The organism is Mycolicibacterium hodleri (assembly GCF_025822245.1).
Taxonomy (GTDB): Bacteria; Actinomycetota; Actinomycetes; order Mycobacteriales; family Mycobacteriaceae; genus Mycobacterium; species Mycobacterium hodleri.
Genome location: NZ_JACKTL010000062.1, coordinates 34,851 through 48,486, shown reverse-complemented (window position 1 = coordinate 48,486; position 13,636 = coordinate 34,851). Strand labels below are relative to the sequence as shown.

Here is a 13,636-nt window from a genome sequence, read left to right as displayed (position 1 = left end):
GTTCACGAGCGCGCCGTCCCGCGGCCGCCGGACCCATCGGAAGGGGCGGCGTCGATGAAGCGACGGCACGTGGTGACCCTCGTGATCGCCGTCGGCACCGTCGCCCTCGCGGGCTGTACGACGACCCTGCGGGGCACACCGGTGTCGGTGTTCGCCAACCCGTTTAGCGTGGCGGGCATGCCGGCGGTCGACGGTCCGACCGGCCTGCGCGACGACGCGCAGCCGCCCTCGCGCACGGTCGAGAACACCGACGGCGGACGCATCGACCAACTCGCCGGCAGCGCGGTCAGCGACGTCGAAGAGTTCTGGGCCGCGCGCTACGGCGAGACGTTCGACGGGGACTTCGCCCCCGTCGACGGCCTGGTCTCGTGGGACTCCACGGACTACGACGCCGACGCCCACTTCTGCGGGGACGGGGTGTTCGGCCTGGTCAACGCCGGCTACTGCCTCGACGACAACACCCTCGGCTGGGACCGCGGTCAGCTGTTGCCGCAGCTGCGCGACGCCAACGGCGACATGGCGGTGACGATGGCGCTCGCCCACGAATACGGGCACTCCGTCGCCCACCAGGCTGGTCTGCTGACCAGCGAGACACCGACGCTGGTGGGCGAGCAGCAGGCCGACTGCCTGGCCGGGGTGTACATGCGCTCGGTCGCCGAGGGCGCGTCGTCGAGGTTCACGCTGAGCACCGGAGACGGGCTCAACAACCTCCTCGCGGCGATGATCGCGTTCCGCGACCCGCTGCTCACCGAGAGCGACGGGGAGGTCGGCGAGGACGAACACGGCTCGGCGTTCGAGCGGGTGTCGGCGTTCCAGTTCGGGTTCACCGACGGCGCCGCCGTGTGCAAGGCGATCGACCTCGAGGAGATCAAGCAGCGGCGCGGCGACCTTCCCGTGCTCCTGCCCGACGACCAGACCGGCGAGCTGCCCGTCACGGGAGAGTCCGTGACGTCGATCGTCGACGCGATGAACGTCGCGTTCACCCCCGCCGACCCCCCGCGGCTCAGCTTCGCGCAGTCGGCCTGCCCCGACGCGCGGTCCGGCGGACCGGCGTCCTACTGCCCCGCGAGCAACACCATCACCGTCGACCTCCCCGCGCTGGAGGAGCTCGGCGCCCAGAGCGTCGACGACAGCGGTGTCCTCACCGGCGACAACACCGCGTACTCCGTGGTGGTGTCGCGCTTCATGCAGGCGGTGCAGCACGAACGTGGCGGGGTCGAACTCGGCGACGCCAAGGCGGCGCTGCGCACCGCGTGCCTCACGGGTGTGGCGACGGTGAAGATGACCGACAGCATCACCACTCCCGACGGCGACACGATCCAGCTCACCGCCGGTGACGTCGACGAGGCGATCTCGGGCATCCTCGTCAACGGCTTGGCCGCCAGCGACGTCAACGGCGACTCGGTGCCGTCGGGCTTCTCGCGGATCGACGCCTTCCGCGTGGGCGTGCTCGGCGACCAGGACCGCTGCTTCACGCGCTTCGACTGACCCCCAGGGCGATTCAGGCCGTCGGCAGCCGCATGACGAATCCCGCCTCCAGTGCCACCCACAGCGCTCCGTCGGGTCCGATGGCCAACCCGTGCGGCTCGCTGCCCGCAGGCAGGTCGACGGTGTCGACCTCGCCGTCGGCGCCGAGGTGCGCGATCTGATCGGAACCCCACAGGCTGACCCACACCCCGCCGGAGGGGTCGGCGACCACCGCGTGTGGCTTGCCCGGCAGGTCCAGTTCCTGCATTGCCTCGTTCATCGGGATGCGGCCCACCTTGTCGGCGAGGACCGCGGTGAACCAGACCGCGTCGTCGTGGGTCTGGGCGATGCCCACCGGCCCGGCGTTGGGCGTCGGCACCTTGCGCACCGTGACCTCGCCGCGGTCGAGCCGACCGATGGCGTTGGCCCGGTTCAACGTGAACCAGAGCGCGTTGTCCGGTCCGGTGGTGATCGCCGACGGCATGCCGCCGGGGACGGCCTCCTCGCTGACCTCGCCGTCGACGTCGACCCGGCCGACGACGCCGGTACCCGTGGCCGTGAACCACAGCGCACCGTCGGGTCCGACCGTGATCCCGAACGGCGCACTGCCGCTGCGCAATTCGTAGTCGGAGAGGTGCCCGTCGGTGGAGATCCGGCCGATCCGGTCGTCGCCGGCGCGCGTGAACCACAGCGCGCCGTCGGGTCCGGCGGTGATGATCGAGGGCTTGCTGTCCTCGGCCACCGGGTAGACCTCGAGATCCCCGCCCGCGCCGACGCGGGCGATCGCACCGCGGTGCACCAGCGTCACCCACATGGCGCCGTCGGAGCCGGCCGCCAACGCATACGGGCCGCCGTCGACGGCGACTTCGAAGATGCGGCTCATGCCAGGGTGACGAGACCGAGCTCGTCGTCCTCGGCGAGCAACCGGTGATGCGGCAAGACCCGAACGGTGTACCCCACGCGCCCGGCGACCGGGAGCGGGATGGTGCTCGTGAAGACGTCGTTGCCGTCGGACGGCCCGGCGTGGGTCATGGCCACGACGACGGGGTCGACGAGCACGTCGGCTCCGTCGACCCGACCGACCGCCGCCTGCACCACCACTTCGTCGGGCCGCAGTTCGTCGAGGTGCACCGTCGCGGTCAACGTCAGCTCCGACCCCAGCAGCGGGGTGTCGGGCAGGCCGTAGGCGTCGACGTCGGCGATGCGGACCCGCGGCCAGCACGTGCGCGCCCGCTCGCAGAACGCCGCGAGGTCGCGCGCCGCCCCGAACGGCACGCCGTCCACCGCCTCGATCGTGCGGTGCAGGGACGCCGCCGCGGGCGCGTAGTACTTCTCGGTGTAGTCGCGCACCATCCGCGAGGCCAGCACCTTCGGGCCGAGCACCTGCAGCGTGTGCCGCACCATCTCCATCCAGCGCCGAGGCACGTCGTGCTCGTCGCGCTCGTAGAACTTGGTGGTGACCGACTTCTCCAGCAGGTCGTAGAGCGACGACGCCTCCAGGTCGTCACGCCGGGACTCGTCGGCGAGGCCGTCGGCCGTCGCAATCTCCCACCCGTTCTCGCCGTCGTACCACTCGTCCCACCACCCGTCGCGGATCGACAGGTTGAGCCCGCCGTTGAGCGCGCTCTTCATCCCCGACGTGCCACACGCCTCCAACGGCCGCAGCGGGTTGTTCAGCCACACGTCGCAGCCCCAGTACAGGTACCGCGCCATCGACATGTCGTAGTCGGGCAGGAAGGCGATCCGGTGCCGCACCTCGGGCCGGTCGGCGAACCGGACGATCTCCTGGATCAGCGCCTTGCCGCCGTCGTCGGCGGGATGGGACTTGCCGGCCACGATCAGCTGCACCGGTCGTTGCTCGTCGAGCAGCAGCTTCTCGAGCCGCTCGGGGTCGCGCAACATCAGCGTCAGCCGCTTGTAGGTCGGGACCCGCCTGGCGAATCCGACGGTCAGCACGTTGGGATCGAATGCGCTTGCGATCCAACCCAATTCGGCCTCCGCGGCGCCGCGCTCCAGCCAGGAGCGCCGGAGGCGACGGCGCACGTCGTCGATCAGCAACCCGCGCAGCTGGGACCGGATCCACCACAGGTGGCCGGTGTCGACCTGCTGCAGCCGCTGCCAGGTGTCGGCCTCCTCGAGCGAGCTCAGGTCGTCACTGCCGATCAGCTCGCGGGCCAGCTCGACCCACTGCGGCGCCGCCCACGTCGGGGCGTGCACGCCGTTGGTGATGGAGCCGATCGGCACCTCGTCCTGGTCGAAGCCCGGCCACAGGTCGTTGAACATGCCCCGGCTGACGTTGCCGTGCAGCAGGGACACCCCGTTGGCGCGCTGGGCCAGCCGCAGCCCCATGTGGGCCATGTTGAACTTCGACGGGTCCTCCTCTTCGCCGAAGGCGACGATCCGGTCGACGGGGACGCCCGGCGTCAGCTCGGCGCCGTCGGCGGATGCGCCGAAGTACCGTTCGACCATCTCGACCGGGAAGCGGTCGATGCCCGCGGGGACCGGGGTGTGGGTGGTGAACACCGTGCTCGAGCGCACCACGGCCAGCGCGGTGTCGAAGTCCAGTTCACCGTCGGTGACCAGCTCACGAATCCGCTCGACGCCGAGGAATCCGGCGTGTCCCTCGTTCATGTGGAAGACCTGCGGCTCCGGCAGTCCCTCCGCCGCGGTGAAGGCGCGGATCGCGCGCACGCCGCCGATGCCCGCAAGCAGCTCCTGCTTGATGCGGTGTTCCTGGTCGCCGCCGTAGAGCCGGTCGGTGACCGAGCGCAGCTCGTGTTCGGTCTCGGGGACGTCGGAATCCAACAGCAGCAAGGGAATTCGACCGACCTGCGCGACCCATACCCGGGCGTTCAACTCCGCGTCGTCGGGCATCGCCAGGCTCACCAGGACCGGCTCTCCCGACGCGTCGGTGAGCAGCCGCAGCGGCAGCCCCTGCGGGTCGAGTGACGGATAGTCCTCGCGTTGCCACCCGTCGGCGGTCAACGACTGACGGAAGTAGCCCGACCGGTAGTACAGCCCCACTGCGATCAGCGGCAGCCCCAGGTCGGACGCGGACTTGAGGTGGTCACCGGCCAGGATGCCGAGGCCTCCCGAGTAGTTCGGCAGGACCTCCGCGACGCCGAACTCCATGGAGAAGTAGGCAATGCCGGTCGGCAGCGAGACTCCGGCGTTGGTCCGCTCCTGGTACCACATCGGCCGGGTCAGATAGGTGTCCAGTTCGTTGGCAAGGTGGTCCAGACGCCGGAGGAATGCCTCGTCGCCGGCAAGCTCGTCGAGGCGCCCCGGGCTGACTCCCCCGAGCACCGCCACCGGGTCCTGACCGAACTGTTCCCACAGCCCGGAATCGATTGTGGCGAACAGTTCTTGTGTCGGCCTGTCCCATGACCAGCGCAGGTTGACCGACAACCGCTCCAGCGCCGCGAGACGTTCCGGGAGGTGGGCGCGAACGGTGAATCTACGGAGTGCCTTCACGCGGATTCACCCTACCCACCGAACCACCCGTTCAAGGTCAGCTCGATCGGTCCATCCGGCACATGGGGTTCAGTCGGCCACTACGGTGGGTATAGGGCGCGACAAGGTAATCGAGCACATGACAGCCCGCGGTTGAGCCGCGGGCGTGAGGAGCAGTGGTGGCCGGTCGTATCGAGATCGACGACGTCGCACCGGTAGTTTCCAACGGCCGATATCCGGCCAAGGCCGTGGTCGGCGAGGTGATGCCGGTCAGGGCCGTGGTGTGGCGCGAGGGCCACGACGCGGTGTCCGCGACGCTGGTGGTGCGCTACCACGGGAAGACGTATCCGCAGCTCGCCGCGGCACCCCAGGGCTTGGCGAACCCGCACGTCGAAGCCGTGCCGATCGAGGAGGTCGTCGGCGGCTCGCAGCGCATCAAGCCCCAGCGGCTGCCGATGGAGCCGGGCGGTGAACCCGACGTCTACCACGGCGCGTTCACCCCCGACGCCGTCGGCCTGTGGACCTATCGGGTGGACGGTTGGGGCGACCCGATCGCCACCTGGCGCAAGAACGTCACGGCCAAGCTGAACGCCGGTCAGGGCGAAGCCGAGCTGAACAACGACCTGCTCATCGGCGCGCAGCTGTTCGAGCGGGCGTCGACGGGCGTACCCCGCCAGGACCGCTATCCGCTGCTGGAGGCCGCGCAGAACCTGCGCACCCCCGGTGACCCCTTCACCCGGGCGGGAGCGGCTCTGGCACCCGCCGTGACGGCACTGCTGCACGACTATCCACTGCGCGAACTCGTCACCCGCGGCGAGCAGTACGGCGTCTGGGTGGACCGTCCGCTGGCGCGGTTCAGTTCCTGGTACGAGATCTTCCCGCGGTCCACCGGCGGCTGGGACGGCGAGGGAAGGCCCGTCCACGGCACGTTCGCCACGGCCAGCAAGACGCTGCCCCGCATCGCACGGATGGGCTTCGACATCGTGTACCTGCCGCCGATCCACCCGATCGGCAAGGTGCACCGCAAGGGCCGCAACAACAGCGTGACCGCGGCCCCGGACGACGTCGGCTCGCCGTGGGCGATCGGCAGCGACGAGGGTGGGCACGACGCGGTGCACCCCGACCTCGGCACCATCGACGACTTCGACGACTTCGTCGCCGAGGCCCGCAACCAGGGTCTCGAAGTGGCACTCGACCTGGCCCTGCAGTGCGCGCCGGACCATCCGTGGGCCAAGGCCCACCCCGAGTGGTTCACCGTCCTGCCCGACGGGACGATTGCCTACGCCGAGAACCCGCCCAAGAAGTATCAGGACATCTATCCGATCAACTTCGACAACGACCCGGCGGGCATCTACGCCGAGGTGCTGCGCGTGGTTCGATTCTGGGTGTCCCACGGCGTCAAGGTCTTTCGGGTCGACAACCCGCACACCAAGCCACCGAACTTCTGGGCCTGGCTCATCGGCGAGGTGAAGAACGACGACCCGGACGTACTGTTCCTCGCCGAGGCCTTCACCCGTCCGGCGCGGCTGTTCGGCCTGGCCAAGCTCGGCTACACGCAGTCCTACACCTACTTCACCTGGCGAACGGCGAAGTGGGAGTTGACCGAGTTCGGCGAGCAGATCGCCGAGCACGCCGACTACGCCCGCCAAAGCCTGTGGGTGAACACCCCGGACATCCTGCACGAGATCCTGCAGTACGGCGGGCCAGGAATGTTCGCGATCCGCGCGGTGATGGCGGCCACGATGAGCCCGACGTGGGGCGTCTACTCCGGGTACGAGCTGTTCGAGGGCCAGGCGGTCCGCGCGGGCAGCGAGGAGTACCTGGATTCGGAGAAGTACGAGCTGCGTCCGCGCGACTTCGACGGCGCGCTCGCCTCGGGCAATTCACTTGAGCCGTTCATCCAGCGGCTCAACGAGATTCGCAAGGTGCATCCCGCCCTGGCCGAATTGCGCACCATCACGTTCCACGAGATCGACAACGATGCGCTGTTGGCCTACAGCAAGTTCGACCCCATCAGCGGGGACTGCGTCCTGGTGGTGGTGACGCTCAACGCCTTCGGCCCCGAGGAGGGCACCCTCAGACTGGACATGGCGGCACTGGGCATGACCGACCACGACCGCTTCTGGGTGCGCGACGAAGTCACCGGTGACGAATACCAGTGGGGCCAGGCCAATTACGTCCGCATCGAGCCGGGGCGGGCCGTCGCACACATCCTGAACATGCCGTACATACCGACCGACAAGCGGCTCGAGCTGCTGCGGAGGGATTGATTCACATGACCAGTACCAACGACATCACCACCAAGAACCTACGGCCGGACGACGCGGAGTTGTCGCGTCTGCTGTGGGGCACCCACCACGACCCGCACTCGATCCTCGGCGCCCACGAGTACGACGACCACACCGTCATCCGGGTGTTGCGTCCGAACGCGCTCGAGGTCGTCGCCCTCATCGGCAAGGAGCGCTACACCTTCACCCACGTCGAGGATGCGTTGTTCGCGGTGGCGCTGCCGTTCACCGGGCTGATCGACTACCGCCTCGAGGTCAGCTATCCCAACGGCGACGGTGACCCGCACGTCTACACGGTGGCCGACCCCTACCGATTCCTGCCGACCCTCGGCGAGATCGACATGCACCTGTTCTCCGAGGGTCGCCACGAGCGACTTTGGGAGGCGTTGGGCGCGCATCCGCGCACCTACAGCACGGCCGACGGCCCCGTCACCGGCGTGTCCTTCGCCGTGTGGGCACCAAATGCCAAGGGAGTCAGCCTGATCGGCGACTTCAACCACTGGAGCGGCAACGACGCCCCCATGCGGACCCTGGGCTCCTCCGGGGTGTGGGAACTGTTCTGGCCGGACTTCCCGGCAGACGGGCTGTACAAGTTCCGGGTGCATGGCGCCGACGGCGTCACCACCGAGCGTGCCGACCCGATGGCGTTCGCCACCGAGGTGCCGCCCAAGCGCGCCTCCCGGGTGACCAAGAGCGAGTACACGTGGGAGGACTCCGACTGGATGGCCGAGCGGGCCATCAAGAACCCGGTCTTCGAACCGATGAGCACCCTCGAGGTGCACCTGATGTCGTGGCGCCCCGGCCTGACGTACCTCGAACTCGCCGACCAGCTGACCGAGTACGTCGTCGAGCAGGGCTTCACCCACGTGGAGTTGCTCCCCGTCGCGGAGCATCCGTTCGGCGGGTCGTGGGGTTACCAGGTCACGTCGTACTACGCGCCGACGTCACGACTGGGCACTCCCGACGAATTTCGATTCCTCGTCGACCGGCTGCACCAGGCCGGCATCGGCGTGATCGTCGACTGGGTGCCGGCCCACTTTCCCAAGGACGCATGGGCGCTGGGCCGCTTCGACGGCACCGCCCTCTACGAGCACTCCGACCCCCGGCGTGGTGAGCAACTCGACTGGGGCACCTACGTTTTCGACTTCGGCCGGGCCGAGGTGCGCAACTTCCTGGTGGCCAATGCGCTCTACTGGCTGCAGGAGTTCCACATCGACGGGCTGCGCGTCGACGCCGTCGCCTCGATGCTGTACCTCGACTACTCACGGCCCGAGGGCGGCTGGACGCCGAACATCTACGGCGGCCGGGAGAACCTCGAGGCGGTGCAGTTCCTGCAAGAGATGAACGCGACGGTGCACAAGGCCACCCCCGGCATCGTCACCATCGCCGAGGAGTCCACCTCGTGGCCGGGCGTCACCCGCCCGACCAACCTTGGCGGACTTGGCTTCTCGATGAAGTGGAACATGGGCTGGATGAACGACACGCTGGCGTTCATGCAGCGCGATCCCATCTACCGCAGCTTCCACCACCACGAGCTGACGTTCTCGCTGCTGTACGCGTTCAGCGAGAACTTCGTCCTCCCGATCAGCCACGACGAGGTCGTGCACGGCAAGGGCACGCTCTGGGGCCGGATGCCGGGCAACGACCACATGAAGGCCGCCGGCGTGCGCAGCCTGCTGGCCTACCAGTGGGCCCATCCCGGCAAGCAACTGCTGTTCATGGGCCAGGAATTCGGCCAGCGGGCGGAGTGGTCCGAGGAGCGCGGCGTCGACTGGTTCCAGCTCGACGAGGAGGGCTTCTCCGGCGGCATCAAGCGGTTCACCGCCGACGTCAACGAGATCTACAAGACCCGCCGCGCGCTGTTCTCCCGCGACTCCAGCCCCGAGGGCTACTCGTGGATCGACGCCAACGACTCGGCCAACAACGTGCTGAGCTTCCTGCGCTTCGGCGACGACGGTTCGATGCTGGCGTGCGTGTTCAACTTCTCCGGCTCGGAGCACAGCTCCTACCGGCTGGGGTTGCCGCACACGGGCACGTGGCGCGAGGTGCTCAACACCGACGCGACGATCTACAACGGGGCGGGTGCCGGCAACTTTGGCGCCGTCGAGGCGACCGCGGACCCGTGGCACGGTCGCCCGGCGTCGGCGGAGATGGTCATCCCGCCGCTGTCGGCGCTCTGGTTCGAACCGGTCTAGGCCCACACCCTCATCGAGTGTGCTGACAGATCGCGGTTCACGCCCGGATCGCGATCTGGCCGCACACTCGATGGCGGCAGGGAGTCAGTAGAGCGCGTTGGCCAGGTTCCGGCGGCCCGCGATGACCCTGGGGTCGTCCTGCGGGAACAGCTCGAACAGCTCGACCAATCGGGTGCGTACGGCGGCCCGCTCGTCGCCTGCGGTGCGCCGCACCAGCCCGATGAGCCGCTCGAACGCCTCCACCACCAGGTCCTGGGTCACCTCGACGTCGGCTGCCGCGAACGCGGCCTCGACGTCGGTCGGTGCGGCGTCGGCGCGGTCGACGGCGTCCGCGGGCTGAGCCGTCGCCCGCTTGAGGAACGCGATCTGACGCAGCGCGTCCTTGGCTTCGGCGTGATTGGGGCGCGCGTCGAGAATGGCCTGGTACGCGGCGAGGGCGTCGTCGAACTCGGCCTCGTCCCACAGTGAGCGCGCCCGCTCGAGCTCCGGGTCGGCTTCCTCGGGGTCGCCACCCTCGCCGCCCTCGAGCTTGCCCGCGGTGGCATTGAGCAGTGAGTCGACCCACCGTCGCAGCTGTTCGGGCGGCTGCACGCCCTCGAAGCTCGAGATCGGCTGGCCACCGGCGACGGCGACCACCGTGGGCACGGCCTGCACGCCGAAGACCTGGGCCACCCGGGGCGCGGTGTCGACGTTGACCGTCGCGAACGCCCACGAACCCCCGTCGGCCTTGGCCAGGGATGCCAGCACGTCACCCAGTTGGACGCTGGCGTCGCTGCGCGGCGTCCACAGCAGGACGACGACGGGCACCTGGTTGGACCGGGCGAGCACCTCGCTCTCGAGGTTCGCCTCGGTGATGTCGAGCCCAGCGGCCGCGGCGCCTGCGGGCGCGTCGCGTGACGGTGGGGGCTGCTTGAGGGCCGAGAGATCGAACGCACCCGCCAACGCGGGGCCGACGGAAGGTCGTGGACGAGTCACATGGACAAGTTTGTCACGTTGTTTCGGCGACTGGCGGGGCGGCCACGGTGGTACCGGCTCCACGTCCCAGGTCGCTTCGCTCCTGCCCTCCGCGCGGGCTGGTGCGGCCCGTGCGCTCGGCCCACATGAGGAAGATCACACTGCCGAGCGGCACGATGCTTCCCAGCAACGCCAGCAACCACGTCGCCGGCGACCACGTGTACGCCAGGCCGACCAGCACCGCGGTCACGACGAACGCGATGAAGACCAGGCCGTGCGCCATGCCGAAGACCTTGACGCCGATCTCGGTGCGCGGCGTACCGAGGTACTTGAAGTACATGCCGGCCAGCAGTCCCACCCAGGTCACGGCCTCGGTGAAGGCGACGATTCGGAACCAGCCCGCGGTCCGGTGGCGGTCGAAGGTGCTACTCATGGCCGCCATTGTGCCTGACTGCGCCGCCAGCTACTACGTTGTGTCGTTGCGCTCGGTGAAGGCGGGCCGGCAACGTCTCAGGGTCGGCGCAGGATCAGGGCGTCGCCCTGGCCGCCGGCACCGCACAGCGCGGCCACCGCGTAGCCGGAGCCCTTGCGCGCCAATTCCAGAGCCGCGTGCAGGGTGATCCGCGCTCCGGACATGCCGATCGGGTGGCCGATGGCGATGGCCCCGCCGTCGACGTTGACCTTGTCCGCGTCGAGGCCCAGCTCCTTGGTCGACGCCAGGGCGACCGCCGCGAACGCCTCGTTGATCTCGATCACGTCGAGCTGCTCGACGGAGATGCCCTCCTTGGCGATCGCCTTCTTGATGGCGTTCGCCGGCTGGCTCTGCAGCGTCGAATCGGGGCCGGCGACCACGCCGTGGGCGCCGATCTCGCACAGCCAGGTCAGGCCCAGCTCCTCGGCCTTGGCCTTGTTCATCACCACGACCGCGCAGGCCCCGTCGGAGATCTGCGACGCCGACCCCGCGGTGATGGTGCCGTCCTTGCGGAAGGCGGGCTTCAACCCGGCCAGCGACTCGGCCGTCGTGGTCGCGCGGATGCCCTCGTCCTCGGTGAACTCGATCGGATCGCCCTTGCGCTGCGGGATCTTCACGGGCACCACCTCGTCGGCGTACACGCCGTCCTTCCACGCCGCGGCGGCACGTTGGTGCGACCGGGCCGCCACCTCGTCCTGCTGCGCCCTGGTGAACTGGTCGACGTCGTTGCGCTGCTCGGTCAGGGCGCCCATCGGCTGATCGGTGAACACGTCGTGCAGACCGTCGTAGGCCATGTGGTCGAGCACCGTCACGTCGCCGTACTTGTACCCGGCGCGACTGTCCATCAGCAGGTGCGGCGCCTTGGTCATCGACTCCTGGCCGCCGGCCACCACCACGTCGAACTCACCGGCGCGAATCAGCTGATCGGCCAACGCGATCGCGTCGATCCCGGACAAGCACATCTTGTTGATCGTCAGCGACGGCACGTCCCACCCGATGCCACCGGCCACCGCGGCCTGACGCGCGGGCATCTGCCCCGCTCCGGCGGTCAGGACCTGGCCCATGATCACGTATTCGACGGCCGAGGCGTCGACGCCGGCCTTGGCCAGGGCGCCGGCGATGGCGATGCCACCCAGGTCGCTGCCCGAGAAGTCCTTCAGCGAACCCATCAGCTTGCCGACCGGGGTGCGTGCACCAGCAACGATCACCGATGTCGTCATGTCCAACCTCCACGAGCTTCGATCCAGGGACTGTGTGGCCTATCACACTTACGCAATCATTCCATTGAAGGTTACCGTGGCTAAATGACAACGGAGCATGTCGGTGCACGTCCGGCCCTCGCCAGCGCATTGGTAACGGCCGTCGACCACGTCGGCATCGCCGTCCCCGACCTCGACGTGGCGATCAAGTGGTACCACGACCATCTGGGGATGATCGTCCTGCACGAAGAGGTCAACGACGACCAGGGCATTCGCGAGGCCATGCTCGCGGTCCGTGGCGCACCGAGCGGCAGCACCCAGATTCAGCTGATGTCGCCGTTGGACGAAACGTCGACCATCGCGAAGTTCATCGACAAGCGCGGACCGGGCCTGCAGCAGTTCGCGTACCGCGTCAGCGACCTCGACGCGTTGTCCGAGCGGCTACGCGCCGACGGCGTTCGGTTGATCTACGACGCGCCGCGTCGCGGTACGGCAAATTCGCGGATCAACTTCATCCACCCCAAGGACTCCGGTGGCGTCCTCGTCGAGTTGGTCGAACCGGCCGCCGACGAGCACTGACCGCTAGGACCACGTTCGCGTCGGTCCACGGTTGGCGCGATTGGCCCAGCACGACGTGTGCCAGTGCCGCCGGTCGTCCACCGCGGACTCCCCCAGGTCGGCGGGCCACACCACCACGTGCGCGACGCTGGGCTTGATCTCGTGATCGCAGCCGGGACACCGATAGGTCTTGACGGCCCGTGAGGCCGCAACGGGCCTGACGTCATAGTCGTAGCCGTCCGGCCCGATCTCCACCCGGCGCGACAGCGGCAGGGGCGCCGACGGGCGCTGCCTGCGAGGTGGGGTGCGCCGCTTGGCCATTCGACCATCCTACGGCGTCAGAACAACCTGAACTCGTTGCTGTCCAATCCGCGCATCTGATCGTAATCCAAAGTCACACAACGAATCCCACGGTCGACGGCCAGCGTGCGCGCTTGCGGCTTGATCTGCTGGGCGGCGAAGACGCCGCTGACGGGCGCGAGCACCGTGTCCCGGTTGAGCAAGGTGAGGTACCGGGTGAGCTGTTCGACGCCGTCGATGTCGCCGCGGCGCTTGATTTCGACGGCCACCGAACGTCCCAGCTCGTCGCGGCACATCAGGTCGACCGGACCGATGGCCGTCATGTACTCCCGGCGCACCAGCGTGTACCCGACGCCCAGCAGCTCGACGTGCTCGGCCAGCAGCTTCTGCAGGTGTGCCTCGACGCCGTCCTTCACCAAGCCGGGGTCGACGCCCAGCTCGTGACTCGAGTCGTGTTCGACGTCCTCGACGGTGATGCGAAGCTGCTCGCCCGCCTTGTTCTCCACCACCCAGACGGGACTGTCGCCGCCGTTCTCCTCGACGAGCCAGCACGGCGGGCTCATCCAGTTCAGCGGCTTGTAGGCGCGGTCGTCGGCGTGCACGCTGACCGAGCCGTCGGACTTGAACAGCAGCAGCCGCCGCGCGGACGGTAGATGGGCGGTGAGACGGCCGACGTAGTCGACGGTGCACTGGGCTATGACGAGGCGCACCGAACCACCATAGATGGCCGCGCCGGGGTCACTAGGCTGA

Annotated in this window: 11 protein-coding genes; 4 read left to right on the top strand and 7 right to left on the bottom strand. The window is 68.7% G+C overall.

Annotated features, from left to right (window positions below; all coding sequences use genetic code 11):
- Positions 1–54 precede the first annotated feature (54 nt).
- Positions 55–1,488, top strand: a complete 1,434-nt coding sequence (locus H7J06_RS25845) for a neutral zinc metallopeptidase (RefSeq protein ID WP_264042273.1) — start codon at positions 55–57, stop codon at positions 1,486–1,488.
- 13 nt (positions 1,489–1,501) lie between these two features.
- Here the strand turns inward: H7J06_RS25845 and H7J06_RS25840 are convergent, their stop codons facing one another.
- The gene (locus tag H7J06_RS25840; protein WP_264042272.1) at positions 1,502–2,350 is read right to left on the bottom strand and encodes a virginiamycin B lyase family protein; all 849 of its coding nucleotides are present in this window, start codon (positions 2,348–2,350) and stop codon (positions 1,502–1,504) included.
- Positions 2,347–4,941, bottom strand: a complete 2,595-nt coding sequence (glgP, locus tag H7J06_RS25835) for an alpha-glucan family phosphorylase (protein WP_264042271.1) — start codon at positions 4,939–4,941, stop codon at positions 2,347–2,349. The genes H7J06_RS25840 and glgP overlap by 4 nt, the downstream gene beginning before the upstream one ends.
- A gap of 158 nt (positions 4,942–5,099) precedes the next feature.
- Here glgP and H7J06_RS25830 point away from each other — a divergent pair, with 158 nt between their 5' ends.
- Together H7J06_RS25830 and glgB are read left to right on the top strand one after the other, a co-directional pair.
- Positions 5,100–7,190, top strand: coding sequence for an alpha-1,4-glucan--maltose-1-phosphate maltosyltransferase (locus tag H7J06_RS25830; protein WP_264042270.1), 2,091 nt, complete (start codon positions 5,100–5,102; stop codon positions 7,188–7,190).
- A gap of 5 nt (positions 7,191–7,195) precedes the next feature.
- Positions 7,196–9,403 carry a 1,4-alpha-glucan branching protein GlgB gene (gene glgB / locus H7J06_RS25825; protein WP_264042269.1) on the top strand — a complete coding sequence of 736 codons (2,208 nt, stop codon included), beginning with the start codon at positions 7,196–7,198 and terminating at the stop codon, positions 9,401–9,403.
- Between the two features lie 84 nt (positions 9,404–9,487).
- On the opposite strand, the gene H7J06_RS25820 is transcribed toward glgB, so the two are convergent.
- The 3 genes from H7J06_RS25820 to H7J06_RS25810 form a co-directional block, all read right to left on the bottom strand.
- Positions 9,488–10,378 (bottom strand): tetratricopeptide repeat protein, encoded by an 891-nt coding sequence (locus H7J06_RS25820; protein WP_264042268.1) that lies wholly within the window; start codon positions 10,376–10,378, stop codon positions 9,488–9,490.
- A gap of 13 nt (positions 10,379–10,391) precedes the next feature.
- Positions 10,392–10,799 (bottom strand): DUF3817 domain-containing protein, encoded by a 408-nt coding sequence (locus tag H7J06_RS25815; RefSeq protein WP_264042267.1) that lies wholly within the window; start codon positions 10,797–10,799, stop codon positions 10,392–10,394.
- 68 nt (positions 10,800–10,867) lie between these two features.
- Positions 10,868–12,049 (bottom strand): acetyl-CoA C-acetyltransferase, encoded by a 1,182-nt coding sequence (locus H7J06_RS25810; protein ID WP_264042266.1) that lies wholly within the window; start codon positions 12,047–12,049, stop codon positions 10,868–10,870.
- An 84-nt stretch (positions 12,050–12,133) separates the two neighbouring features.
- On the opposite strand from H7J06_RS25810, the gene mce reads away from it, so the two are divergent.
- The gene (gene mce, locus H7J06_RS25805) at positions 12,134–12,607 is read left to right on the top strand and encodes a methylmalonyl-CoA epimerase (protein ID WP_264042265.1); all 474 of its coding nucleotides are present in this window, start codon (positions 12,134–12,136) and stop codon (positions 12,605–12,607) included.
- 3 nt (positions 12,608–12,610) lie between these two features.
- Here the strand turns inward: mce and H7J06_RS25800 are convergent, their stop codons facing one another.
- Positions 12,611–12,907 carry an Rv1322 family protein gene (locus H7J06_RS25800; RefSeq protein ID WP_264042264.1) on the bottom strand — a complete coding sequence of 99 codons (297 nt, stop codon included), beginning with the start codon at positions 12,905–12,907 and terminating at the stop codon, positions 12,611–12,613.
- 17 nt (positions 12,908–12,924) lie between these two features.
- The gene (nucS, locus tag H7J06_RS25795) at positions 12,925–13,596 is read right to left on the bottom strand and encodes an endonuclease NucS (RefSeq protein ID WP_264042263.1); all 672 of its coding nucleotides are present in this window, start codon (positions 13,594–13,596) and stop codon (positions 12,925–12,927) included.
- Between the last annotated feature and the right edge of the window lie 40 nt (positions 13,597–13,636).

Coding starts and splice junctions, on each gene's coding strand:
- H7J06_RS25845 (WP_264042273.1), top strand. CDS start 55: ATGAAGCGACGGCACGTGGTGACCCTCGTGATCGCCGTCGGCACCGTC.
- H7J06_RS25840 (WP_264042272.1), bottom strand. CDS start 2,350: ATGAGCCGCATCTTCGAAGTCGCCGTCGACGGCGGCCCGTATGCGTTG.
- glgB (WP_264042269.1), top strand. CDS start 7,196: ATGACCAGTACCAACGACATCACCACCAAGAACCTACGGCCGGACGAC.
- H7J06_RS25815 (WP_264042267.1), bottom strand. CDS start 10,799: ATGGCGGCCATGAGTAGCACCTTCGACCGCCACCGGACCGCGGGCTGG.
- H7J06_RS25810 (WP_264042266.1), bottom strand. CDS start 12,049: ATGACGACATCGGTGATCGTTGCTGGTGCACGCACCCCGGTCGGCAAG.
- mce (WP_264042265.1), top strand. CDS start 12,134: ATGACAACGGAGCATGTCGGTGCACGTCCGGCCCTCGCCAGCGCATTG.
- H7J06_RS25800 (WP_264042264.1), bottom strand. CDS start 12,907: ATGGCCAAGCGGCGCACCCCACCTCGCAGGCAGCGCCCGTCGGCGCCC.